General features: G+C 62.3%; 26 protein-coding genes. 19 read left to right on the plus strand and 7 right to left on the minus strand.

The genetic code is table 11. The annotated features are described in order from the left end of the window. Positions 1-19 precede the first annotated feature (19 nt). Together NG696_RS16240 and NG696_RS16245 are read right to left on the minus strand one after the other, a co-directional pair. Complete coding sequence (locus NG696_RS16240) at positions 20-1,639, minus strand: NAD(P)H-hydrate epimerase (RefSeq protein ID WP_252576152.1); 1,620 nt, start codon at positions 1,637-1,639, stop codon at positions 20-22. A gap of 37 nt (positions 1,640-1,676) precedes the next feature. Then, positions 1,677-2,024, minus strand: coding sequence for a holo-ACP synthase (locus tag NG696_RS16245; RefSeq protein WP_252567578.1), 348 nt, complete (start codon positions 2,022-2,024; stop codon positions 1,677-1,679). Between the two features lie 136 nt (positions 2,025-2,160). Here NG696_RS16245 and NG696_RS16250 point away from each other — a divergent pair, with 136 nt between their 5' ends. Both NG696_RS16250 and NG696_RS16255 read left to right on the plus strand, forming a co-directional pair. Next, positions 2,161-2,388 (plus strand): helix-turn-helix domain-containing protein, encoded by a 228-nt coding sequence (locus tag NG696_RS16250; protein WP_200950725.1) that lies wholly within the window; start codon positions 2,161-2,163, stop codon positions 2,386-2,388. Next, the gene (locus NG696_RS16255) at positions 2,381-3,676 is read left to right on the plus strand and encodes a type II toxin-antitoxin system HipA family toxin (protein ID WP_252576153.1); all 1,296 of its coding nucleotides are present in this window, start codon (positions 2,381-2,383) and stop codon (positions 3,674-3,676) included. The genes NG696_RS16250 and NG696_RS16255 overlap by 8 nt, the downstream gene beginning before the upstream one ends. On the opposite strand, the gene NG696_RS16260 is transcribed toward NG696_RS16255, so the two are convergent. Both NG696_RS16260 and glmS read right to left on the minus strand, forming a co-directional pair. Continuing rightward, complete coding sequence (locus tag NG696_RS16260; RefSeq protein WP_252576154.1) at positions 3,669-4,475, minus strand: hypothetical protein; 807 nt, start codon at positions 4,473-4,475, stop codon at positions 3,669-3,671. The two genes, NG696_RS16255 and NG696_RS16260, sit on opposite strands and share 8 nt — an antisense overlap. 358 nt (positions 4,476-4,833) lie before the next feature. Then, positions 4,834-6,726 (minus strand): glutamine--fructose-6-phosphate transaminase (isomerizing), encoded by a 1,893-nt coding sequence (glmS, locus tag NG696_RS16265; protein WP_252576155.1) that lies wholly within the window; start codon positions 6,724-6,726, stop codon positions 4,834-4,836. An 88-nt stretch (positions 6,727-6,814) separates the two neighbouring features. Between glmS and coaA the strand changes: the two genes are divergently transcribed. From coaA to mscL, 3 genes are all read left to right on the plus strand, one after another. Continuing rightward, positions 6,815-7,780 (plus strand): type I pantothenate kinase, encoded by a 966-nt coding sequence (gene coaA / locus NG696_RS16270; RefSeq protein ID WP_252576156.1) that lies wholly within the window; start codon positions 6,815-6,817, stop codon positions 7,778-7,780. A gap of 5 nt (positions 7,781-7,785) precedes the next feature. Further along, complete coding sequence (locus NG696_RS16275; RefSeq protein ID WP_252576157.1) at positions 7,786-8,658, plus strand: M15 family metallopeptidase; 873 nt, start codon at positions 7,786-7,788, stop codon at positions 8,656-8,658. A 65-nt stretch (positions 8,659-8,723) separates the two neighbouring features. Next, positions 8,724-9,113 carry a large conductance mechanosensitive channel protein MscL gene (gene mscL, locus NG696_RS16280; protein WP_252576158.1) on the plus strand — a complete coding sequence of 130 codons (390 nt, stop codon included), beginning with the start codon at positions 8,724-8,726 and terminating at the stop codon, positions 9,111-9,113. A gap of 60 nt (positions 9,114-9,173) precedes the next feature. Here the strand turns inward: mscL and glmM are convergent, their stop codons facing one another. The 3 genes from glmM to rplM form a co-directional block, all read right to left on the minus strand. Next, the gene (glmM, locus tag NG696_RS16285) at positions 9,174-10,535 is read right to left on the minus strand and encodes a phosphoglucosamine mutase (protein ID WP_252576159.1); all 1,362 of its coding nucleotides are present in this window, start codon (positions 10,533-10,535) and stop codon (positions 9,174-9,176) included. Positions 10,536-10,674: 139 nt separating this feature from the next. Then, positions 10,675-11,181: a 30S ribosomal protein S9 gene (gene rpsI / locus NG696_RS16290; RefSeq protein WP_056344277.1), complete on the minus strand. Its 507-nt coding sequence runs from the start codon at positions 11,179-11,181 to the stop codon at positions 10,675-10,677. 38 nt (positions 11,182-11,219) lie between these two features. Beyond that, complete coding sequence (gene rplM / locus NG696_RS16295; RefSeq protein WP_058931751.1) at positions 11,220-11,663, minus strand: 50S ribosomal protein L13; 444 nt, start codon at positions 11,661-11,663, stop codon at positions 11,220-11,222. Positions 11,664-12,002: 339 nt separating this feature from the next. Between rplM and NG696_RS16300 the strand changes: the two genes are divergently transcribed. From NG696_RS16300 to NG696_RS16365, 14 genes are all read left to right on the plus strand, one after another. Continuing rightward, positions 12,003-12,626 (plus strand): prepilin peptidase, encoded by a 624-nt coding sequence (locus tag NG696_RS16300; RefSeq protein WP_252576160.1) that lies wholly within the window; start codon positions 12,003-12,005, stop codon positions 12,624-12,626. A 277-nt stretch (positions 12,627-12,903) separates the two neighbouring features. Further along, the gene (locus tag NG696_RS16305) at positions 12,904-13,113 is read left to right on the plus strand and encodes a Flp family type IVb pilin (RefSeq protein WP_252567593.1); all 210 of its coding nucleotides are present in this window, start codon (positions 12,904-12,906) and stop codon (positions 13,111-13,113) included. A gap of 157 nt (positions 13,114-13,270) precedes the next feature. Further along, positions 13,271-13,660: a TadE/TadG family type IV pilus assembly protein gene (locus NG696_RS16310; RefSeq protein ID WP_252567595.1), complete on the plus strand. Its 390-nt coding sequence runs from the start codon at positions 13,271-13,273 to the stop codon at positions 13,658-13,660. Beyond that, positions 13,648-14,667, plus strand: a complete 1,020-nt coding sequence (locus tag NG696_RS16315) for a pilus assembly protein TadG-related protein (protein WP_252576161.1) — start codon at positions 13,648-13,650, stop codon at positions 14,665-14,667. The genes NG696_RS16310 and NG696_RS16315 overlap by 13 nt, the downstream gene beginning before the upstream one ends. A gap of 109 nt (positions 14,668-14,776) precedes the next feature. Beyond that, entirely contained in the window at positions 14,777-15,514 is a 738-nt protein-coding gene (cpaB, locus tag NG696_RS16320; protein ID WP_252576162.1) for a Flp pilus assembly protein CpaB, read from the plus strand. Then, positions 15,511-16,716, plus strand: a complete 1,206-nt coding sequence (locus NG696_RS16325; protein ID WP_252576163.1) for a CpaE/TadZ family protein — start codon at positions 15,511-15,513, stop codon at positions 16,714-16,716. Before cpaB ends, NG696_RS16325 begins: the two co-directional genes overlap by 4 nt. After that, a complete protein-coding gene (locus tag NG696_RS16330; RefSeq protein WP_374211247.1) occupies positions 16,713-18,212 on the plus strand; it encodes a TadA family conjugal transfer-associated ATPase in 1,500 nt (499 codons plus the stop codon). The genes NG696_RS16325 and NG696_RS16330 overlap by 4 nt, the downstream gene beginning before the upstream one ends. 2 nt (positions 18,213-18,214) lie before the next feature. Then, positions 18,215-19,165, plus strand: coding sequence for a type II secretion system F family protein (locus NG696_RS16335; protein ID WP_252576164.1), 951 nt, complete (start codon positions 18,215-18,217; stop codon positions 19,163-19,165). A gap of 17 nt (positions 19,166-19,182) precedes the next feature. Then, positions 19,183-20,070 carry a type II secretion system F family protein gene (locus NG696_RS16340; protein WP_252567604.1) on the plus strand — a complete coding sequence of 296 codons (888 nt, stop codon included), beginning with the start codon at positions 19,183-19,185 and terminating at the stop codon, positions 20,068-20,070. Then, positions 20,067-20,246 (plus strand): Flp family type IVb pilin, encoded by a 180-nt coding sequence (locus NG696_RS16345; RefSeq protein ID WP_252576165.1) that lies wholly within the window; start codon positions 20,067-20,069, stop codon positions 20,244-20,246. The genes NG696_RS16340 and NG696_RS16345 overlap by 4 nt, the downstream gene beginning before the upstream one ends. Positions 20,247-20,503: 257 nt before the next feature. Beyond that, positions 20,504-20,746, plus strand: coding sequence for a Flp family type IVb pilin (locus tag NG696_RS16350; protein ID WP_252576166.1), 243 nt, complete (start codon positions 20,504-20,506; stop codon positions 20,744-20,746). 594 nt (positions 20,747-21,340) lie between these two features. Continuing rightward, on the plus strand, positions 21,341-21,568 hold the full coding sequence (locus tag NG696_RS16355) for a Flp family type IVb pilin (RefSeq protein ID WP_252576167.1): 228 nt from the start codon (positions 21,341-21,343) through the stop codon (positions 21,566-21,568). A gap of 100 nt (positions 21,569-21,668) precedes the next feature. Continuing rightward, positions 21,669-22,061, plus strand: coding sequence for a TadE/TadG family type IV pilus assembly protein (locus tag NG696_RS16360; protein WP_252576259.1), 393 nt, complete (start codon positions 21,669-21,671; stop codon positions 22,059-22,061). Beyond that, positions 22,049-23,077 (plus strand): pilus assembly protein TadG-related protein, encoded by a 1,029-nt coding sequence (locus NG696_RS16365; RefSeq protein WP_252576168.1) that lies wholly within the window; start codon positions 22,049-22,051, stop codon positions 23,075-23,077. Before NG696_RS16360 ends, NG696_RS16365 begins: the two co-directional genes overlap by 13 nt. Positions 23,078-23,082 lie beyond the last annotated feature (5 nt).

The raw sequence follows: 23,082 nt of genomic DNA on the forward strand, positions 1-23,082 counted from the left end.
GCCCCTGCCGGTACAAAACCTATGCCCACGGTAGCGGGTGGGTGTGACTATTACGTTTCCGGCCCGCCGGTTTACTAAGCAGGCTGACTTTATACCAAACGTCTGGTATTGCGTCCGCAATCCGGCCGGCCGTTAGCGGCCCGCTGCCGGAGGCGGCCGCTCCCGCGCGGCCGTGGAGGCTGGCCCCGAGGGCGGCAATCGCCGCCCAGCGCTCGTCCGGATCGATGCCCGCATCACGGAAGCGCCCGACGTCGGACCCCAGTTGGGCGAGCAGCGCACCGATGATCCCGGCCAGGACGTCGCCGCTTCCGGCGGTGGCGAGCCACGCCGTGCCGTCCGCCTGGCTGTAGAAATCCTGGAAGGGCGACGCGACCAGGGTGGTGGCACCCTTCAGCAGGACGGTGGCCTCGGTGAGCACGGCGGCATGCCGGGCCGCGCCGAGGGTGGAGGACTCGACGGCGGTACGGCTCGGGGCGGGATCAAAGTCCGGGCTGTCCGGGGACGAGGCGAGCCGCTGGAGGAGGGCCGCCAGCTCGCCGGCGTGCGGCGTGAGCACCACCTGCGGCCCCAGGACCGCGGGCAGGGCAGGCAGCGCCCCGGCGTCGGCGATCACGGGCAGGCCGGATTCCACGGCATCGTGGGCGCGCTGGAGCTGTTCGGTGTCCCCGGGACCCATGCCGGAACCCACCAGCCACGCCTGGACGTGCGTCTCCGCGACAGAGCCCGTGCTGCACACAACCTCCGGGCACGACTGCCGCACCAGGTCGGCCACCTCGGGCGGGCCCACGTAGCGGACCATCCCCGCGCCGGCAGCCAGCGCACCCCGACAGGCCAGTACGGCGGCGCCCGGATAGTCGGCGGATCCGGCCACGACGCCCAGGACGCCGCGGGAATACTTGTGCGAGCGCCTCCCGGGCTGCGGCAGAAGCCGGGCCAGGTCCACCGGCTCAAACCTGCGCAGCGCCGGCCAGGGCAGCTCGTCTTCGATGCCGATAGGCACCACGTGGATGCGGCCGGCGTGATCGGCGCCCGGGTCCGCCAGCAGCCCCACCTTGGCTGCGGCGAAAGTGACAGTCACATCCGCGGACAGCACCGGCCCATAGGCTTCGCCGGTGTCGGCATCAACGCCGCTGGGGATATCGCAGGCCACCACAATGGCCCGCTCCCCGGCCGCCAGCCGCGAATCCGAAAGGCCGCTCACCAGGCCGGCTGCAGCTCCGCGAAGGCCGCCGCGGGCGCCAGTTCCCAACATTGCGTCCATCACGACGTCGGCACTCGCGAAGTGTGCCGCCAGCTGGCTGGCGTTGAATTCAGTGAGGAGGTGCACGCGCCCGCCGGCGCGCTCAAAAGCAGCCAGCGCCTCGGGGTGCGCCGCTCCGGCGGTGAGCACCGCCGTCGTACGCATCCCCCTGGCCGCCAGGAACGAGGCGGCGAAGAGGCCGTCTCCCCCGTTGTTACCCTTGCCTGCGAGGACGGCCACGCTGGCGCCGTAAAGCCGCCAGCTGCGTGCTTGAAGCTCGTGGACCACTGCGTTGGCGAGCCCGTAGGAGGCACGCTGCATCAGTACATCGCCCATCCCGGCAGCCAGGAACGGCTGTTCTGCCGCCCTGATCTGGGTTCCGGTATAGGCGCTGATCATGGTGTCAGGTCCGTCGTTGGGCGGAGCAGTAAGTGACTCAGCCTTCGGCCAGGACCGTGGCGGTGGCGATGCCGCCGTCGTGACTCATGGAGACGTGCCAGCGTTTGACGCCCTTGGACTCGGCCACCGCAAGGACGGTGCCTTTGACCTGGATGATGGGTCCGTGCTGGTCCAGGCCGATCCAGCAGTCCTGCCAGTTCATGCCGGCCGGCGCGCCGAGGACCTTGGCCACGGCTTCCTTGGCGGCGAACCTCGCGGCGAGCGAGCGGGTGTTCAGCTCGCGTTCCGCGGGCACGAACAGCCGGTCCCGGAGCCCCGGGGTCCGCTCAAGCTGGCGGCCGAACCGCTCGATGTCTACAACGTCTACGCCAATGCCAACGATCATGGCGCTATTCTACGGGGACGCTCACCGCCTGCCGTGCACACGGCGCCCCGCGATTACGTTTTCGTAATCACGCTGGTATGATTACGAAAAGGTAATCACCATGAACCTATTACGAGTAACTCATCAAGGAGGCCGCGTGCACGGCGTCATGAAGTCAGTGGCCGACCTGGGCCTGATGGTCTACGGCGTCCGCCAGCGCAGCGGGCTCTCCCAGCGCGAGCTGGCCAGCCGGCTCGGAGTCAGCCAGCGGTACCTCTCCGAACTGGAGACGGGCAAGCCCAAGGTGCTCAACGACCAGTTCTTCGCCGTCATGGAAAAACTCGGAATCGAACTGACGTTCCGGGAAGGCGCCGACCGTGGCTGAAGTGCAGGATGTCCACCTCTTCGGCACCGTCATCGGGCGCATGGTCCGCCACGGCGCGACCACAGTGACGTTCGCATCCTCCGACGCCGGGATGGCCCGGTTCGGGATCGGATCGCGGATCCTGTCCGCCAACCTGCCACTTGGGCCCCGCCCCTCGACCCCGGAGGCGGCCACTGCGTTCTTCGGTGGACTGCTGCCGGAAGGATCTGGCAGGTCGAACCTTGCCAAACAGGCACAGGCCAGCCGCGATGATGTCTTCGCGCTGGTGTCGTATGCCGGCCGCGACGTCGCCGGTGCGATCCGCGTCGGTGGGGACCCCGAAGAACCGGCCGAATCCTATGAGGCACTGACCGATGAGCAGGTCGCCGAGAGGTTAACCCTTATCAACGACTATGCGCTTGGTGCCGTGGGCGGCGGCGGCTCTCTGGCCGGATACCAGCCCAAAACCACGCTTGCCCTGCTGGACGGGGTGTGGCACGCGGGGGTCGACGGCGCCGCCTCCACCCACATCCTCAAGCCGGTGGCGGGCGGAAACGAAGGCGCCCTGCACGCCGAGGCGTTCTGCCTGGAGCTTGCGCGGCGGATCGGGCTGACCACGTTCGCCAGCGACGTGCGCACCTTTGCAGGCCGGACCGTCCTCGTCCTGGAACGCTACGACCGCCGCGTCTCTGGCCGGAGCGTGGAGCGTATCCACCAAGAGGACGGCGCCCAAGCCCTTGGCCTGGCTTGGGACACGGACAGCAAGTTCGAAGGTGTCAATGCCGCCGCAAACCTGAAGAACCTCGCCGGACTTCTGCGACGACGCCGGGACATCCTCGGCGCCGGGCCCGACGACCGCGAGACGCTGCTCGCGCACACGGCCTTCAACACCGCCATCGGCAACACCGACGCCCACGCCAAGAACTTTTCCACCCTCCGAAGCCCCGACGGTGCCGTCCGGCTGGCGCCGCTCTACGACGTGTCAACGCACGCCCTGGCGCCCAACGGCCAGCTGAACATGTCCCTCCGGATCAACTCCCGCGCCTATCAGCCGTCGTTAACAATGGAGGACCTGGTTGCAGAAGGCGTCTCCTGGGGACTCGATGAACGGCATGCATGGCGCGCAGTCACCGGAACGCTCGAAGAGCTGGCGCACGCCCTCGAACAGGTCGACGGATCGGCCGTCGGGGAAAAAGTGGCACGGTACATCGGGCACGGGACGAGGAATCTTCTGGACGGCAAAGCCGCCGGGATGGGCGGCGTACACCCGTCTTTGGTCACACTCGGTCCGGTTCCTGGCTCTAGCTGAGCCGGCGGTATTCATCGATCAGTGATGAAGGCACCGGCGTGACGCCAGGAAGTTCTTTGTCCCGGGTGAAATTCGGCTTGTGCAGGCGGAGCAGGGCCACGCCGTCGTGCTCCCAGCGGAATCCGGGGCTGGACAAGGCAGCCCGGTAGGCGGCGTCGACCGTGTCCGGGTATTTCGCTGCCAGGTCCTCAAGGACGTAACCGGGAACCGTCTTGTCCTCCACATAGCCACGCAGGACTTCCGCAGCGGGGTCCTCCGCATTGGCCGGCGGCGTACGGTGGGCTGCCTCGACCTGCCCGTAGCAGACGAGGAAGGACACACCCATCAGCGGATGATGGTAGAGCGCTACGTCGTCGGACTCTGCCAAATCCGGCGGGAAGGAATCATCCGGTGCGATCTGTTCGGCCGCGGTCACCAGAGCGGAAGCCTTGGGATTTGCAGCGACAGACGCCTCGCTGCAAGCATCCAGGAAACCGCGGTACGCCGCGATGATGTCGGCCCCGGTACCGCTCACCATATGCGCGTCAAAGAGGTTCAGGAACGTGGTGTGGTGCTCTCCGACGATCCTGCGTCCCTGCTCGACCTTCGCCGGATTATTGAATACCAAGGTGGGAAAGCGTTTGAGCAGGGACGCCGCAAGCGTCTTGACCCCGGGGAGGTCCCGCGGGCCGAACAGGCGCATGGTCCCGCTGATCGTCCAGAGATCCCCGATGGGCACCAGACGCGTCATGACGTAGCCGCCTCGCTGGACGAAGCTGATTGCCTCCGCCCCGGCGGTGGCGTAGGAATCGTAATCCATCTGATCGATGAGGTTATGCAGGCTAAGCCGGGCACCTTTGCGGGCATCGACGCGGAAGACGCCGATAACATTACGCTCCCGCCAACCCTCGTAGACGAGTCGCTCATCAGGCTCAATATTCTTGTTGGTGCGCAGATAGCGGTCGAGTAGCGGCTCGCGTCCGCCCTGGTCCGGGTCATAGAGCAGCGACTCGACGGCCTCCGCCTATTGATTCTGTTCCCCACCCCCAAGCCCAGAGAAGTCTGACATGGCCTGCGAAAGACGCCGGGCGAACCCCGGTGAGGATGCGTAGACGACCAGCGCTTCCTTGAGGTTCCCCGCCCGGTCCAACAGTTCGTCGATGCCCATCAGTCCGCGGCTACTCTACGGTGACGCTCTTGGCGAGGTTGCGGGGCTGGTCCACGTCGTAGCCCTTGGCCGAGGCCAGGGCCAGGGCGAAGATCTGCAGCGGGACCGTGCTGAGCAGCGGGGCCAGCAGCGTGGGGGTTTCCGGGATGTAGAAGACGTGCTCGGCGTACGCCTTGACTGCCTCGTCGCCTTCTTCGGCGATCACAATGGTCTTGGCGCCGCGCGCCCGGACTTCCTGGATGTTGGAGACAACCTTGGCGTGCAGCGAGTCGCGGCCGCGCGGGGACGGGACCACCACAAACACGGGCTGGCCTTCCTCGATCAGCGCGATCGGGCCGTGCTTGAGCTCACCGGCGGCGAAGCCCTCGGCGTGGATGTACGCGAGCTCCTTGAGCTTCAGCGCACCTTCCATGGCCACCGGGAAGCCGACGTGGCGGCCCAGGAACAGCACAGACTTCGCGTCCGCCATGGACACGCCGAGTTCCTTGATCTGGCCCTCGTTGTCCAGGATCCGCTGGATCTTGGCGGGGATCTTGTTCAGGTCCGCCAGGATGTCCTTGATCTCGCCCTGGAACTTGTTCCCGCGCAGCTGCGCCAGGTACAGGCCCAGCAGGTACGCCGCGGTGATCTGCGCCAGGAACGCCTTGGTGGAAGCGACGGCGATTTCCGGGCCGGCGTGCGTATAGAGCACGGCGTCGGATTCACGCGGGATGGTGGACCCGTTGGTGTTGCAGATGGACACGGTCTTGGCGCCCTGTTCCTTGGCGTAGCGGACGGCCATCAGGGTGTCCATGGTCTCCCCGGACTGGGAGATGGAGACGATCAGGGTGTTCTCGTCCACGATCGGGTCGCGGTAACGGAACTCGTGGGAGAGCTCCACCTCGGTGGCGATCCGGCACCAGTGCTCGATGGCGTACTTGGCCACCTGCCCGGCGTACGCGGACGTGCCGCAGGCCAGCACAATGATCTTGTCGATGTTCCTGAGCAGCTGCGGGTCAATGCGGAGCTCATCCAGGGTCAGTTTGCCGTTGACGTCCGAGCGGCCCAGCAGGGTCTGCAGCACGGCGTCGGGCTGGTCATGGATTTCCTTCTCCATGAAGGACGGGAAACCGCCCTTTTCCGCCGATTCCGGATCCCAGTCCACGTGGTATTCCTTGCCCTCGGCCGGGGCGCCGTAGAAATCGGTGATCTCCACCGTGTCCGCGGTGATGGTGACAATCTGGTCCTGGCCCAGCTCCACCGCGCGGCGGGTGTAATCGATGAACCCGGACACGTCCGAGCCCAGGAAGTTTTCGCCCTCGCCCAGGCCCACCACCAGGGGTGAGTTACGGCGGGCGGCAACCACAACGTCGGGCTGGTCCGCGTGGACCGCCAGCAGCGTGAAAGCACCCTCAAGGCGCTGGCAGGCGAGCTGCATGGCCTCCGTCAGGCCGCCGTCGGACGCCACACCACCCAGCTTGTTGCGGAAGATATCGCCCAGCAGCACGGCCGCGACCTCGGTGTCGGTCTCGGACTCGAAGGCGTAGCCCTTGGCCACGAGCTCCAGCTTGAGCTCGGCGAAGTTCTCGATGATGCCGTTGTGGATCAGGGCCAGCTTGCCGCCGTCGGCCAGGTGCGGGTGCGCGTTCTGGTCCGTGGGGCCGCCGTGCGTGGCCCAGCGGGTGTGGCCGATACCGGTGAACGTCTCCGGCAGCGGGTGCGCCTCCAACTCGGCGAGGAGGTTGCTCAGCTTGCCTGACTTCTTCCGGGACTCGATGGCACCTTGCGAGACCACCGCAACCCCCGCAGAGTCATAACCCCGGTACTCCAGACGGCGCAATCCTTCAAGGACTACATCCAACGCACTGTGACCGGCATTCACACGGCCAGCAGAATGGCCCACATATCCCACGATTCCACACATGGGCTCCAGCTTATCGGCAGCCGGGTTGAGATCTAAACTTAGCGTGCTCCATTTCGCTCTCAGCCGCGCGAGGGGCAGAATCTCTAAGGTGACTTTGCAACGCAATGAAGCGAACGGTGACGGTGTCTCCCCGTTCGTTGAGCTGGACCGCCAGACCTGGTCCCGGCTCGCCGCCCAGATGGAGCAGCCCCTTAACGAAGAGGACATTGTCCGTCTGCGTGGCCTCGGCGATCCCCTGGACATGAAGGAGATCCGCGAGGTCTACCTGCCCCTGTCGCGGCTCCTGCACCTTTACGTGGAGGCCGCGGGCCAGCTTCATTCGGCCACCACCACCTTCCTGGGAGAGCAGACCCAGCGCACTCCGTTTGTCATCGGCGTGGCCGGCTCGGTGGCCGTGGGAAAGTCCACCATCGCCCGCGTGCTCCGGGAGATGCTGCGGCGCTGGCCCGGCACGCCGAACGTTGAACTGATCACCACAGACGGATTCCTCTACCCCCTGGCCGAGCTCAAGCGGCGCCAGCTGCTGGAACGCAAGGGCTTCCCCGAGTCGTACGACCGCCGCGCGCTGCTGCGTTTTGTGAGCGAGATAAAGGGCGGCGCGGAGGAAGTCCGGGCACCCTGGTACTCCCACGTCACCTATGACATCGTGCCGGACAAGGAAGTGGTGGTCCGGCGCCCGGACGTGCTGATTGTGGAGGGCCTGAACGTGCTGGCCCCCGCCCGCCCGCGCCACGATGGCAAGCAGGGGCTGGCGCTGAGCGACTTCTTCGACTTCTCCATCTATGTGGACGCCAAAACCTCCTACATTGAGGAGTGGTACGTGGAGCGGTTCCGCAAGCTCCAGAGCACCGCGTTCGCGCAGCCGGAGTCCTACTTCCACCGCTATGCGACACTGTCCGAGGCCGAAGCGGAGACCACTGCCCGGGACATCTGGAAGCGCATCAACGAGCCCAACCTGGAGGAAAACGTCCTCCCCACCCGTGGCCGCGCCCAGCTGGTTCTGACCAAGGACGCGGACCACTCCATCCGCCGCATGCTCCTGAGGAAGGTTTAACACACGTGTGCCACAGCTGCGTGGCAGGCGGCGTCCACTCTGGGGCCAGCCGCCGGTCCTTCGCCCGCTTCCTCGCCGCCGGGGCCGGACTGACTGTCCTGGCAGCGTGCACGCCGGAGGCACCGGCCGGGGTGGCGCTGTCGTCGTCCTCCCTTGCCCCATCGGCGACCTCCGCGTCCCCCTCCCCTGTAGCGGTCCCCTCAGTGGAAAGCACGACGGCGGCCGCTGAGCCGCCCGCGCAGGTTCCCGCATCGCCGTCGGGAGCACTGCCCCGTCAGTTCTCGCTGACCGATCCGGCCAGCCCGTGGCTGGTGGTCAACAAACACCGTCCACTGGCGCCAGCGGACTACCTTCCGGCGGATCTGGTCCAGCCCAACGTCCCGCTGGCTGTTTCCGGCGAGGCAGCCCTGCTGAACAGCACGACGGCGGCTGCCGCGGAAGCGATGTTCGCCGCGGCCGCTCTGGACGGCGTGAGCATGACGCTGGCGAGCGGATACCGCTCTTATGGCACGCAGGTGGCAACGTACAACGGTTACGTGGCGGCCCGCGGCCTGGCCGATGCCGATACAGCCAGCGCCCGGCCCGGTTACTCGGAACACCAGACCGGCTGGTCGTTCGACATCGGCGACGGCGGCGGGGCGTGCGGCTTCCAGCCATGCTTCGCGGATCAGCCGGCGGCCGTATGGGCGAAGGCGAACGGCCACCGCTTCGGATTTGTGGTGCGGTATCCATGGATGTTCCACCCGATCACCGGCTACTACTACGAGCCGTGGCACCTGCGGTACATCGGAGTGGAGACCGCCGCCGACATGGCGAACCGGGGCATCAGCACCGTGGAGGAGTACTTCGGGGTGGAAGCCGCTCCCGGTTACCCCTGAACACCGTGCTGATGTGTTGCAGGGGCGTCATCCCCTGTTAACGGCGATGCGCTAGCTTGGTAATCATGCTGACAGGATTCAAGAATTTCATTATGAGGGGCAATGTCGTTGACCTTGCCGTAGCCGTTGTGATGGGTGCCGCATTCAGCTCCGTCGTGACCTCTATCGTCCAGGGCCTGCTGACGCCCCTGATCGGACGTCTGTTCAGTGCCAAGGGCGTTGAAGAGATGCAGTGGGAGGGATTCATGTATGGGTCCGTCATCTCCTCCATCATTTCTTTCGTGCTGGTGGCCGCCTCCATCTACTTCGTGGTGGTACTTCCCATGAACCACATGATCGAGCTCCGTAACCGCAAGCTGGGAATCAACAAGGACGTCAAGGAAGAGGCTGCGGAAGACCCGCAGATCGCCCTGCTTACCGAAATCCGGGATGCGCTGAAGGTCAGCGACCGCTGACCAAGGAGAATGGCCAGTCTCCCTGCGGAGGCCGGCCATTCTTTTTTGGTGCTTTCCGGGTCAGTCCGCCACGAGCTCGAGGGCAAGTTGGGTCCTGACCACCTGGGCAAGGCGCTCGGCGACGGACTGGGCCGTGGCTTCGTCGCCGGCCTCCACCATGACCCGGACAACGGGTTCGGTGCCGGAGGGCCGCAGCAGGACCCGTCCGGTGTCGCCAAGCTCCGCCTCGGCTAGGGCCACGGCCGCCGTCAGTGCCTCAGAGCTGCCCACGCGGGTGCGGTCCACGCCCCTGACGTTGATCAATGTCTGAGGAAGCTTGGTCATCACGGTGGCCAGTTCCTTGAGCGGCCGGCCTGTCAGGGCGACCTGCGCAGCCAGTTGGAGCCCGGTGAGGACGCCGTCGCCTGTAGTGGCGTAGTCAGCGAAGATCACGTGGCCGGACTGCTCGCCGCCGAGGTTGTATCCGCCGTCGCGCATCTCCTCAAGGACATAGCGGTCCCCGACGCCCGTTTCGCGGATGGTGATGCCTGCCTCGCGCAGTGCGATCTTGAGGCCGAGGTTGCTCATGACAGTGGCCACCAGGACGTCGTCGATGAGTTTGCCTGAGGCTTTGAGGGCGACGGCCAGGATTGCCATGATCTGGTCGCCGTCCACTTCGGTGCCTTCGTGGTCCACGGCGAGGCAGCGGTCGGCGTCGCCGTCGTGGGCGATGCCGAGGTCGGCTCCGTGCTTCAGGACCGCGGCCTTGAGCGGGCCCAGGTGTGTGGACCCGACGCCGTCGTTGATGTTGTGGCCGTCCGGCTCGGCGCCGATCACGATGACGTCAGCGCCGGCGTCCTTGAAGACCTGGGGTGAGCAGCCGCTGGCGGCGCCGTGGGCGCAGTCCAGCACTACCTTCAGCCCGTCCAGTCGGTGCGGGAGGGTGCGCAGGAGGTGCACAATGTAGCGGTCCTCGGCGTCCGAGAAGCGCTGGATCCTGCCCACGTCGCTGCCGACCGGCCGCACGGGTTCCTTGCTCATCTGTTCTTCGATGGCGTTCTCGACATCGTCGGGGAGCTTCTGGCCGCCGCGGGCGAAGAACTTAATGCCGTTGTCCGGTGCCGGATTGTGAGAGGCCGAGATCATGACGCCGAAGTCAGCGTCTAGGTCTGCCACGAGGTAGGCCGCGGCCGGCGTCGGGAGAACACCGGCGTCATAAACATCAATACCGGAACTGGACAGCCCTGCCTCGACGGCGGCGGCGATGAATTCCCCGCTGGCACGGGGGTCGCGCGCCACCACGGCGCGGGGCCGCGTGCCGTTGGTATTGCGGTCATGACCAAGCACGACGGCGGCCGCCTGGGCCAGGTTCATCGCCAGCTCGGCAGTCAACAGGCCGTTAGCAAGGCCCCGGACACCATCTGTTCCAAATAATCTAGACATCGTGGACAAGTCTAGAGGATGGGGCGAAGGGAGCTTGAACCGGCTGGTCAGCGGGCCGCCAGCTTTGCTGAGCGGAGCGACGTATTAAAGGCAGAAGCCCGCCCCACCAACGGTGGGACGGGCTCCTGTGTAAGCGGATTTAGCGCTTGGAGTACTGCTGAGCCTTACGGGCCTTCTTGAGACCGGCCTTCTTACGCTCGATGACGCGTGCGTCACGGCGCAGGTAACCGGCCTTCTTCAGGGTGGCTCGGTTGTTCTCGGTGTCGATCTCGTTCAGTGAACGGGCGATGCCGAGGCGCAGGGCACCGGCCTGGCCGGAGATGCCGCCACCGTGGATGCGGGCAATAACGTCGTAGGCGCCATCAAGATCAAGGATCTTGAAGGGCTCGTTGACGTCCTGCTGGTGCAGCTTGTTCGGGAAGTAGTTGTCCAGCGCGCGGCCGTTGATGGTCCACTTGCCTGTACCGGGCACGATGCGTACGCGGGCAACAGCTTCCTTGCGACGGCCAACTGCGGCGCCGGCAACGGTCAGTGCCGGGCGTTCCTTCTTCGGCGCTTCTGCTTCCGCAGGACCGCTCTCCGAGGTGTAGCTGGTCGGGTTTTCCTCAGCCACAACGGCCTCGGTGGTCTCTTCGTTCTGAGCCACGATTCTCCTTGTATAGATAAGTTGTTTGGTGGCCAGGACTACTGGGCGACCTGGGAAATTTCGAACGTCTTGGGCTGCTGGGCGGCGTGCGGGTGCTCTGCACCGCGGTACACCTTCAGCTTGCCCAGCTGCTGTGCAGCGAGGGAGTTCTTAGGGAGCATGCCCTTGATGGCCTTCTCAACGGCGCGGACCGGGTTGGATTCCAGGAGTTCCGCGTAGTTGACGGAAGTCAGGCCGCCCGGGTAACCAGAGTGGCGGTATGCGCGCTTCTGCTCCAGCTTGGCGCCGGTCAGGGCTACCTTCTCAGCGTTGATGATGATGACGAAATCGCCCATGTCCATGTGGGACGCAAAGGTGGCCTTGTGCTTGCCGCGCAGCAGGATTGCGGTCTGGCTCGCGAGACGACCAAGGACAACGTCTGTGGCGTCAATGACGTGCCACTGGCGGTTGATATCGCCGGGCTTCGGGGTGTACGTACGCACGGTTTTTGCCTCGTTCTTGTTCTGGCGTTCTTGTTTAGGTGTCACTCAAGCGTGTGCACCTACTATCTATGCGCTACCGGAACAGAGGTGAGGGCTCCATGTAACCAGTCATCCTGAAGTCCCGAATGTGCTCGTTGAGTAGTTATCCTGCAACCGGATTCTCAAGCGGGCACGCATCATCGAGAAAGGACACGCACAACGACTACCAATGTTAGCTTGAACCGGGCCTCAGGGTCAAAATGGGGTAGCCGGACACTCATCCATCAATCCGCCGGCCCGACGTAAGCAGGGGATGCAGTGACTTCTTGGGGCGACGCTGGCTCAGCAGGACCGCTGTTAGTGGCCGCCATTGGCCTCTTGGGACTCATTCTCTCACCGTTGGCCGAGCTGCTCATTGCCAGACTTCTCCCCCGCGTTGGCCCGATGCCTGGCATGCGCGCAAGGATCACGACGGCGGCGATCACCGCCACCCTCTTCGCTGCCTTCGCATTCCGGTTCGGCGTCGCCCCAGGATTGCCGGCATTCCTCCTCCTCGCTGTTCTTGGTGTGCAGCTGGCGAGAATTGACGTCTCGCTCCATTTGCTGCCGAACCCTTTGGTTCTTTCCCTCTTAGTAGGCGGTCTTGGGTGCCTTCTTGCGGCAACGTTGGGTGGGCATCTCTGGGCTGACCTCGTTCGCGGAATGGCCGGCGCTGCAATTCTCTTTGTCATCTACCTGATTTTGGCGTTAATTTCGCCTGCGGGCTTGGGAATGGGCGACGTCAAGCTCGCTGCTCCAGTTGGCCTCTACTTGGGGTACCTAGGTTGGAGCCAACTCCTATATGGAGGACTGCTGGGGTTCATTCTGAACGGCCTTGTTACCGTGCTTGTGGTGGCACGAAACCGCAAAGAACGCACGTCAGAGGTGGCTCATGGGCCGTCGATGATCGGCGCCGCCATCGGTAGCGGGCTTTTGTTTTTCTAGTCCTGGGATCGGACAAAACCGCAATCCTAAGCTGCCCGCGCAGCAGTAATCCAAGTAGCCGCGCATGGATGCGTCCACCTAGCTGAGTACTCGCACATAGGTTCCGAGTACCCGCTGAAAAGGCCCCTGAAAAATTCGAGTACCACTACGCATTGTTGCCTAGAACCGCCAGTGACAATCTCTTCTTAGCGAAGTCCAGCCGCTAAGAATTATGGGGGCAGCTGGAAATTCGTTGAAACATCACAAAAATCACTTTCATCGAATTAAGGAAAATACAATGACTTCTCTTATGGTCTCCATGATGGCTTTTGTTGCCGGCGTGAAGGATCGCCTCTCTTCCGAAAAGGGCGCAACAGCAACTGAGTATTCGCTGCTGATTGCGTTTATTGCTTTCATCATCATCGTCGGCGTCACGGTCTTCGGCAACGCTCTCAGTGCCTGGTTCACCGCTCTGGGCACCGAAGTGGGCACCTGGGTCGCTCCGTAGCCAGCACACAGCTGTCCGCAGCCGGGCGCAAAGGCCGGCGGGTCTTTACAACACGGGGTGTGCCGCGTCCGCCGAACGCGGGCGCGGCTCACCTCTTCGTCATTCAACCCTCATTACTTCGTTTCTTCGAGCTGCAACCGTCCCATGGGGAGATCCAGTGAAACGCAGCAATTCAAATGCCAGCGAGCGTGCCCGCGGCGCCGTCGCCGTCGAGTTTGCCCTCGTTGCGCCCATACTTTTGGCTCTGGTTGCCGGCATCGTCGAATTCTCACACGCGTACAACCTGCAGATTTCCGTTACACAGGCTGCGCGTGAAGCGGCTAGGACCATGGCCATCACTAACAGCCAGGCTGAAGCGCAGATTGCCGCGGCCGATGGTGCTCCCGGCCTCAACACAGCCGCGTTCGTATACGATTTCGACCCGGCAACGTGTGCTGCAGGGGAGAACGCAGGCGTGACTATTTCTTATACGACAGGGACGATGACCGGCCTCTTTGGCACGACGGTCACGCTCACAGGAGTAGGAGCCATGCGATGTGGCGGCTGACGCAACCCAAGACTGACAATCAACGTGGGGCGGCCGGCGTTACGGTAGCAGTCACGATGCTGGTGCTCATCGGAGCAGGCGCCATGGCTGTGGATGTTGGGCAAATCTATTCAGAGCGAGCTCAACTCCAGAACGGTGCGGATGCGGGAGCGATCGCAGTGGTCCAAGCCTGCTACAAGACGGGCTGCAGCCAGGCAGAGGCCGACTCGATTGCCGCAACGTTAGCAGACGCCAACGCCAATGACGCCGGATCCAACGTACTGGAAGTCGATCTGTCGGTTCCGAACCAAGTCACCGTTAGAACATCCACCAGGAACGGAGCCACCGGCGCTGGTTTCCTCACTCAGATGTTCTCCAGCGCACTCAATACAACGCCTGCAACGGTGGGCGCCTACGCCGTCGCAACCGCCGAACCGCCGTCGTCAGGGAGCGCTTTTCCGCTGGCCTTGTCCGAATGCCAATACGACCTATCGGAGGGCGAGCTAGAAGGGGAGGTCCAGCTCGTCCGCTATAAGCCAGGAATGGACGACTGCACGTCAACCTCGGGTCACGTTATTCCTGGCGGGTTCGGCTGGCTGGATCAATCCAATCCGTGCGTGGCTACCACCGATGCTGATGCCATTGTCTCCTCCGACACCGGAGCCGACTATGCCGCAGAGTGCGATGCGATTCTCAATTCCTGGATTGCGGAGATCAACAGTGGAGGTCAGGCGCTGGCTACCTTTCCTGTCTATGACGAGGCAGGTGGTTCAGGCACCGGCGGTTGGTTCCACATTCGCGGCTACGCCACCTTTGACATCCAGGGCTGGAAATTCGGCGGAGGCTCGAATGCACCGCGTTCCTTCCACAATAAGGCCCCCTACGTTACTGACCCAGCTGACGCGTGCACAGGATCTTGCCTCGGAATTATCGGGCAATTCATTAGGTACGAGTCCATCGAAACCTACGGGGGAGGTGGGGGTGTCGGAGACGACATGGGAACAGTTGAAATTCGGCTCATCGATTAGGAGCACTCCGCACATTCAGTTGATATTAGTCAATTTCTAAGGGGAATATACAGTGAAAACTCGCCTACTGGGAGGCATCGCTGCACTACTTGTGGCGATTATTGGAACCGTGTTACTCATCTCGTACGTCCAAACTGCAGATAAACGAGCCTTTGCGAATACCGAAACAGAAACGATCTACATCGTTGAGAAGGCCATCGCGGCCGGTACCAGCGTGGACAAATTGGCAGACTACGTTGTCAAGAAGGATGTTCCGAAGCTGGCCTTGGCCTCGGACAGCGTGACCGATCTTAACGACCTAGGCGACAAGGTCACTGCCGTCTCTCTGATGGCAGGAGAACAATTGCTCTCAACGCGGATGGTGGAACCCAACGCCTTCCTAGGTTCAGCGAGGGTCCAGGTTCCCGAGGGCTTGCAGGAGATCACGCTGAAACTGCCCATTGAGCGCGTTGTGGGCGGAACTATCAAAGCCGGCGACACCGTTGGAGTATTTGTCTCCGTGGAGAACGCAACAGCCAATGCTGCGACCGGCGAAACCTTATCTACATCGGCCGGGACGCAGTTGACCTTCCACAAGGTCCTGGTCACGGCTGCCCAATACAGCAACGGCAGCGCTGCCAAGTCGCAGACCAACCCTGTTGAGGAGAACCCAGCCGAGGGATCATTGTCTGCCAAGAAGGACACTGCCAGCGACGGCACCTACCTCATCACTTTGGCCCGCAACTCCGCAGACGCCGAACGGATCGTCTTTGCCACAGAGTTCGGCAACGTCTATCTCTCGAAGGAACCTGAGAATGCGGTGGAGAACACCAGTGGCGTCGTAGACAAGTCACGGCTATTCCGATGAGCCGCTTCGTACTCATCACGCCAAATAGTGATTTCGAGCACCGTGCCCGCATGGCCACGTCGGGGATGCACGGTTCCCTCCAGACCTTCCAGGCCGATTACCTCCCGGAAGGCCCGCAGGACTTCCTCCGGCAGCTCGTGGGCGAACCCCCAGAGGTGCTCATTCTCGGCCCTGGTCTACCTGTCGAGGACAGCCTGAAGCTAGCCTCGTTGATGGACCTACAGTATCCCGAGATCAGCGTAGTACTGGTGGTCTCGGAATCATCCGAAGTGGTTATCAAGGCCATGCGGTCCGGGGTCCGGGACTTGTTGGACCCCTCAGCCGATCCAGACGCCATCCGGATAATGCTTGAACGGGCCAGTCTTGCCGCTGCCAGCCGTCGTCGTGGCCTCGCCCCCGGCACCTCCGAGCACGCGGATCATGGCGAACGTGGCCGCGTAATCGCTGTAATGTCACCGAAAGGTGGTGTCGGCAAGACAACCGTGGCGACCAACCTCGCTATCGGCCTAGGTCACGCGTCACCAATGAAAGTTGTCATTGTCGACCTTGACCTCCAATTCGGTGATGTCGCTAGCGGGCTGATGCTTGAGCCCGAACACACGATTACTGATGCCGTCGTGGGAGCGGCAAGTCAGGATTCCATGGTTCTGAAGACGTATCTCACAGTCCATCCCGCAGGCATCTACGCCCTGTGTGCCCCGCGCAATCCCGTGGAGATGGACAAGATCACCGGCGAACATGTCTCACGGCTGCTCACGCAGCTCCGTGAGGAGTTCCATTACATCATCGTGGACACGGCGCCCGGGCTGGGGGAACACGTCCTAGCAACTCTGGAACACGCTACCGATGCGGTATGGATCTGCGGGATGGATATTCCCAGCATCCGAGGTCTCCGCACCGGATTCCAAATCCTGAACGAATTGAACCTCATGCCGGCCCAGCGCCATGTTGTCCTGAATATGGCAGACCGCAGGGGAGGGCTAACACTCCAGGATGTCGAGGCAACCATCAATGCACCGGTTGATGTCGTTCTTCCCAGGTCCAAGTCGCTACCGTACTCAACCAACAAGGGGATTCCCGTCCTTCAGGACGGCAGCCGCGACCCGGCTGCCAAGGGGCTGCGAAAACTCGTGGACCGCTTCAAACCCGATTGGGAAGAAAGAACCCATAAGCAGCTGCACAGAAGGGCGGTAGTACAGTGAGCCTCACCGATCGGTTCCAGCAGCTTCGAGGCGAGGTCAAGCCAGATCCGGAGCTCAAGCAGCACAATCCGTACGAGGGCGCGTATCAAACACCGCCGGCGCCAACCACTTTGGGTAGGATCCAGGAAGCCAAGACAGCTGAAGCGGCCGCAAGTGCAGTAGTGACCTTGGACATGCCGCAGACTGCGGCGGTGGCTAGTGAGGCACTCAACGCGTTGAAGGAACGAGCAAGCCAGGCACTCTATGAGCGGCTTGGTTCCCGCATCACTGATTCTTCCCTAGAAGAGGCCGAACTCCACCAGTACGTGCGGGATGAACTTAAAATCGTCGTCGACGAAGAACAGGTTCCGCTCTCCGGCCCTGAGCGGCAACGGCTTATTAGAGAGATCATTGATGACGTCCTGGGCCACGGCCCCATTCAGCGTTTCCTTGATGATCCCTCGATCACAGAAGTGATGGTCAACCGCTTTGATCAGGTCTACGTGGAACGCGAAGGCCGGCTCTTTCTGACCGACACCAAGTTCAGTTCTGACGAAGCCCTACGACGCGTCATAGAGCGGATAGTTTCCAAAGTGGGAAGGCGCATCGATGAATCGTCGCCGCTCGTGGATGCTAGGCTCGCGGACGGTTCCCGAGTCAACGCAATTATCCCTCCGCTTGCCGTCAACGGACCAGCCCTCACCATCCGGAAATTCGGCAGGGACCCGCTGACTGTCCATAACCTCATCGCTCTCGGCAGCCTCTCCCCCGAGATGGCTGAACTCCTCCAGGCGTGTGTGCTGGCCAGAATGAACATCATAGTGTCTGGCGGTACCGGCACCGGCAAAACAACGCTACTCAACGTTCTGTCCTCGTTCATTCCTGCCGATGACAGGATCGTCACGATTGAGGATGCCGTGGAGCTTCAACTCCAGCAGGACCATGTGGTTCGTCTGGAGAGCCGTCCTCACAATATTGAGGGTAAGGGTGAAGTTTCCATTCGCGACTTGGTGCGGAACTCGCTCCGCATGAGGCCGGACCGAATTGTGGTTGGCGAAGTTCGTGGCGGCGAGTGCCTTGACATGCTGCAGGCTATGAACACCGGCCACGATGGATCAATCTCTACGGTCCACGCGAATACGCCGCGGGACGCAATCGCAAGGCTGGAAACCCTCGTGTTGATGGCGGGCATGGACATTCCGCTGCGGGCGGTCCGCGAGCAGGTGGCATCCGCCGTCAACCTGATAGTGCACATCTCCAGGCTCCGCGATGGGACCCGCCGCGTCACCCACATAACCGAGGTCCAGGGCATGGAAGGCGACGTCGTCACTCTTCAAGACGCCTTTGTCTTCGATTACTCCGCCGGAGTGGACGCTAATGGCCGCTTCTTAGGCAAACCCGTGCCGACTGGAGTGCGGCCGCGCTTTACCGATCGCTTTGCCGAATTGGGCATTCAAATCTCGCCATCGGTGTTCGGCGCCCAAATGGCCGGTTCTCCCAGATCGAGGGGGCGGTAGCCGTGCTTGAGAAAGACTCCCCCTCGATCCTTGTGATTGGGCTGTTCCTAGTCTATCTTGCGCTATTTTTGATCGGATGGGTTGCATTCAAGACTAGTTCCGGCATACCACTCTCACGGCGCCGCCCGGATGCCATGGTCCACGCCTCTGGGCTGACCCGGTTGACAGAACATGCGGTCGGTGCCCTGAACAAGAGCGTGAGGGAGCGCGGTAACCGCTTCCTCAGTCGAGACCGCCTCGACGAGTGCGGACTCAAGAAGGACCCGGGCGACTATCTCCTAATGGCCGGCGTCGCTACTCTTCTAGCCGCAGTTTTCGGGTTCTTCCTCGGCGGATTGGTCCCAGCAATTTTGCTCTCTTTGGTATCACCGCTCATCTTTCATCTGGTACTGAATATGCTCGCCGCTCGACGAAGGCGGCAGTTTGATGAACAAGTTCCGGACACCCTCCAGATGCTGGCCGGCGGTTTGCGTGCCGGCCATAGCCTACTGCGGGCAGTCGATGCGGCCGCTCAGGAAAGTCAACCTCCAATGGCCGAAGAACTGAGCCGCATCGTAAATGAGACCAGGATTGGCCGAGACTTGGGCGAGTCCTTGGCTGAAGTGGCCCGGCGAACCGAGAGCGAAGACTTTATGGCGATTGCCCAGGCAATCGAGATTCACAGGGAGGTAGGCGGTGACTTGGCCGAGGTTCTGGACCACCTCGGCGACACCGTGCGGGACCGAAATCAGGTGCGTGGACAGATCCGTGCCCTGAGCGCGGAGGGACGGATGTCAGCGATCGTACTGATGGCCTTGCCTGTAGTTATGTTCATCGGCTTGACACTGTTCAACGATCTGTACTCCCGCGTTTTCCTAACCACTGTCTCCGGCTTCGTCTTGATTGCCGTCGCCATTGTCCTCCTCACTGTAGGCGGCTTGTGGCTTAGGCAGCTCGTCAAGCCCAAGTTCTAGAAAGCAGGTGATTCTCGATGCAAGTGATCGCATACGCCGGAATTCTGGCCATCGTGGCCCCGGTTAGCGTCCTGACCTTCCTCGTCTTCACCGGCGACAGGGCTGGTCTCCGCAACATACAAGCCAACCTCGGCCGGAAGACCAGCTCGGACCCCCGAGGCGGGGACTTCAAGGAGAGACTGACGTACGTGAGTCAGCGCCTCACGCCTAAGGGCTATGCCGGTTGGCTGGACAAACAGCTGGCAGGGGCCGGACGCCCAAAGGAATGGCCGCTGGGACGGATTATCATGATCAAACCCATGCTTGCACTCGTGGGTGCTGGCCTCGGATTCCTGTTCTTCATGAGTTCTCCCAAGGCCGCCAACTTCCTGATCCTGATAGCCGTCACGGCTCTGAGCTACTTCATACCCGATCTCCTTATCAGAAGTAGTGCACAGAAACGTCGGGAAGCCATCCGGACAGAGTTGCCGAATGCCCTGGACCAGATGCTGATCTCCGTACAGGCCGGCTTGGGCTTTGAAATGGCCATGGGACGGGCCGGAACCAATGGAACAGGGCCTCTGGCCGACGAGCTCATACGCACGCTGCAGGATATTCAAGTGGGCCGGTCCCGGAAGGATGCCTACCTGGCGATGTCCGAGCGGATCGACGTTCCTGATGTTCGCAGTTTCATCCGGGCTGTTGTCCAAGCTGATGCCTATGGCATTGCCATCGCTGGTGTTCTCAAGGCCCAGGCCCGGGACATGCGTGTTAAGCGGAAGCAACGGGCTGAAGAACACGCCATGAAGATGCCCGTCAAGATGCTCTTCCCGCTGATCTTCTTCATCTTGCCCACACTTTTCGTAGTGGTTCTCGGGCCAACAGTACTGAGCATCATGGAGATGTTTTCGCAGGGGGCGACATGATCTGGTTCAAAAGGCTTGCCGATGAGGAACACGGAGCCACCGCCACTGAGTATGGAATTCTCATGGCGTTCATCGTGATGATCACTATGGCAGCGGTGACCCTCTTCGGGCTCGAGTTGCTTGGCTGGTACGACGAGTTGGCTGTCCACCTGAAACTGCTGCTGGGCATCCCCTGACCTCTGCACTGCGCACCAGGCACTTTGTATAGACGTCGCTCGCCCCGCGCCAACCGGCGCCCTAAATACCGGACCCCCTCGGCACCCAGAACCGAGGGGGTCCGTTGCGTGAAGCGCAGCCCTTCCGCAGGATTCACACATCTTGCCAAGACTTACCACAGGATGTCGCAAAGCCCGGATTGGCGGGGACTTAGGGCTGTTATCTTTCTTGAGGGCTGGTGCTGGGCCAGCTTCCCCCCACTCACCAGGAGTTCACAGTGCTTTCCAGCTTCAACGACCTTGCCACACGCTTTCGCCGCGACCAGCGGGGCGCCACCGCCGTGGAGTACGGCATCATGGTTTCCCTCATCGCAGTTGTCATCATCGTCGCCGTGACACTCCTCGGCGGGAATCTCAAGGTCACGTTCGATAAAACCGCCTGCAGTGTCAGCGGAAAGACCTACACAGCGGCCACACCCGCCAGCGGTACCACTGCCGCTACGCTCGCCAGCTGCGCATAGACCCCGGTCTACTCAAGTCACACTCAATGGGTGGTGGCAACGTAGGTTGCCACCACCCATTCTGGTTGCATTGCAGCCCACGCACGCCCCGGATCGGGACCAACCCTGGAAGGGCGTCGGTTCCTGCCTGTGATTAAGTGGAGTCCGCTCAAGTTGGAACAGGCCATTCAGTGTGGTCAAGACAGCGCGTCATTGGTTGTATCTGTGCAGCCAGGCATTAGCGGACGCTTGGCTGGTCGCTGCGTGGCGCGGCTGGCGGGTTCACTGGGCCGTGGATGCGGTCCTCGAATCTCTGCGTAACTAAAGCCTCCAACTTGCGCCACACCGGCACGGATGAGCCACTGTCGTTACGGGACCACCGCCGCCGGCGCGGTCCAGCCCCACGCCCCGTTTCACTGTCAGCCAGCGGCACTTCGACTAGTCAATGCCCAACGACCCCGGCGGCAAAAGCGCAGGAAACCCACACCAAAAGCGCACTTTGTGAAGGCTTGGCACAGGAAGTCCGAAGATACGTACCAATCCTCAAACGGGGTTGGTACGTTTCTTACAGAGCTGGTGCTGGACCAGCTTCCCCCACTCGCTCAGGAGTTCAAAATGCTTTCTCTCTTCTCCAACCTCTCCGCCCGCCTTCGCCGTGATGAAAAGGGCGCAACCGCCGTTGAATACGGCATCATGGTGTCACTTATCGCGGTCGTCATCATCGTCGCCGTCACCCTCCTCGGCGGCAACCTGAAGACCACCTTCGACAAGACTGCCTGCAACGTCAAGGGCGGCACCTACACGGCTTCTACAACCGCGGCGGCCGGTACCTGCTCCGTCTGATCCTGGTCCTGATTTGGAACTGCGCCTGGGTGGTGGCGGTCTTCGGGCCGCCGCCACCCAGGCTTTTGTCACTCACCTACTCAAAGGAAAGGGCCGGGGAATGCGCCGAAATTCCGAACGGGGCGCTGTCGCCGTCGAATTCGCCATCCTGGCTCCGGTCCTGATCATGATCCTCCTCGGCATCGTTGAATTTGGCCGCGCCTACAACACTCAGTTGTCCCTTTCCAACGCGGCACGAGAAGGCGTGCGGGTCATGGCAATTTCCAAAAATGAGAGCAGCGCACGTACAGCGGCGAAGGCCGCCGCGGTGTCACTGAATCCGCCGCTGGCGGATTCCAACATCACGTTCAGCGCTGCTCCGGTGTCTGCGTCCTCGCCCTGTCCGGCAGGATCCCAAATGACCGTAACCATCAGCTACACGCTGAGTACGATCACCGGAATCGCAGGGCCGTTTCCCATGAGCGGTAAAGGAGTGATGGTATGTGGAGGTTAAGGGCGGCTGGCAAGGACGAACGCGGCGGCATCAGCATAATTGTTGCGATCATGATGGTTGCGCTACTGGGCTTCGCTGCTATCGCCATGGATGCCGGCATGCTGTATTCGGAGCGTGCTCAGCTCCAGAACGGTGCCGATGCGGCGGCGCTCGGCGTTGCCCAGAAGTGTGCGAGCAGTGAAACTGATCCGCAGTGCACGGACACCTCCGCCCTTGCCGCGGACCTGCTGAACAAGAATGCCGGCGACGGGCTCAGCAACATGAAATCGCTGACGGTGGACAAACCCAACCGTAAGGTCACAGCTATAGGCGGCGCCCAGGAGCCGGGTAAACCCGCCAACCAGGTATCGCTTTTCCTCGGCGGCGTCCTTGGCACCACCATGACGGAAGTGAATGCAAAGACCACCGTTGAATGGGGCAGTCCAAGCAAGGGGACAACACCGTTTCCGCTGGCGATTTCGGTGTGCCAGGTTCAGGGCATGGTCGACGGCGCCGCCCAGCTTCTGAAAAGCCATTCCGATACTACATCTGACGATTGCCGTCCCGCCGGCCCCTCTGGGGCGCTCGTGGCCGGCGGCTTCGGCTGGATCGTTCAGGATCCTAGTTCCTGCGGTGGGTACATCGACGTCGACCTCAACGAAGGCGGCAGTAACACGGGCAACGACGGACCGTCCAACTGTGATGCAATCCTCAATGGTTGGGCGGCCGAGCTTACCGCCGGACGCGACGTGATAGTACTGCTCCCGGTCTTTGTTTCCGTGACAGGCACGGGGTCCGGCGCGTCTTATGATGTTGAGTCTTTTGCCGCCTTCAAAGTGAAAGGCTGGAAGTTCAGTGGAGGAACGAGCCTTCCGCTCAACTTCCGGAACACATCCACAGAGGCCGGGATCTTGGCCTGCACCGGCGACTGCCGCGGGATCATCGGCCAGTTCATCAAATACGTTTCCTTGGCCGACGGCTACGTGTTAGGGGCAGTAGGCCCCTATGGCGCAACAGTCGTCCAACTCAAGAGCTAGTTTTA

The organism is Pseudarthrobacter cellobiosi, from assembly GCF_023913755.1.
Classification (GTDB): domain Bacteria; phylum Actinomycetota; class Actinomycetes; order Actinomycetales; family Micrococcaceae; genus Arthrobacter; species Arthrobacter cellobiosi.

Coding starts and splice junctions, on each gene's coding strand:
- NG696_RS16325 (WP_252576163.1), top strand. CDS start 15,511: ATGAGCCGCTTCGTACTCATCACGCCAAATAGTGATTTCGAGCACCGT.
- mscL (WP_252576158.1), top strand. CDS start 8,724: ATGCTGACAGGATTCAAGAATTTCATTATGAGGGGCAATGTCGTTGAC.
- NG696_RS16245 (WP_252567578.1), bottom strand. CDS start 2,024: ATGATCGTTGGCATTGGCGTAGACGTTGTAGACATCGAGCGGTTCGGC.
- NG696_RS16360 (WP_252576259.1), top strand. CDS start 21,669: ATGCGCCGAAATTCCGAACGGGGCGCTGTCGCCGTCGAATTCGCCATC.
- NG696_RS16315 (WP_252576161.1), top strand. CDS start 13,648: ATGTGGCGGCTGACGCAACCCAAGACTGACAATCAACGTGGGGCGGCC.
- NG696_RS16305 (WP_252567593.1), top strand. CDS start 12,904: ATGACTTCTCTTATGGTCTCCATGATGGCTTTTGTTGCCGGCGTGAAG.
- NG696_RS16355 (WP_252576167.1), top strand. CDS start 21,341: ATGCTTTCTCTCTTCTCCAACCTCTCCGCCCGCCTTCGCCGTGATGAA.
- glmM (WP_252576159.1), bottom strand. CDS start 10,535: ATGTCTAGATTATTTGGAACAGATGGTGTCCGGGGCCTTGCTAACGGC.
- NG696_RS16260 (WP_252576154.1), bottom strand. CDS start 4,475: ATGGATTACGATTCCTACGCCACCGCCGGGGCGGAGGCAATCAGCTTC.
- glmS (WP_252576155.1), bottom strand. CDS start 6,726: ATGTGTGGAATCGTGGGATATGTGGGCCATTCTGCTGGCCGTGTGAAT.
- NG696_RS16365 (WP_252576168.1), top strand. CDS start 22,049: ATGTGGAGGTTAAGGGCGGCTGGCAAGGACGAACGCGGCGGCATCAGC.
- NG696_RS16340 (WP_252567604.1), top strand. CDS start 19,183: ATGCAAGTGATCGCATACGCCGGAATTCTGGCCATCGTGGCCCCGGTT.
- NG696_RS16240 (WP_252576152.1), bottom strand. CDS start 1,639: ATGATCAGCGCCTATACCGGAACCCAGATCAGGGCGGCAGAACAGCCG.
- NG696_RS16345 (WP_252576165.1), top strand. CDS start 20,067: ATGATCTGGTTCAAAAGGCTTGCCGATGAGGAACACGGAGCCACCGCC.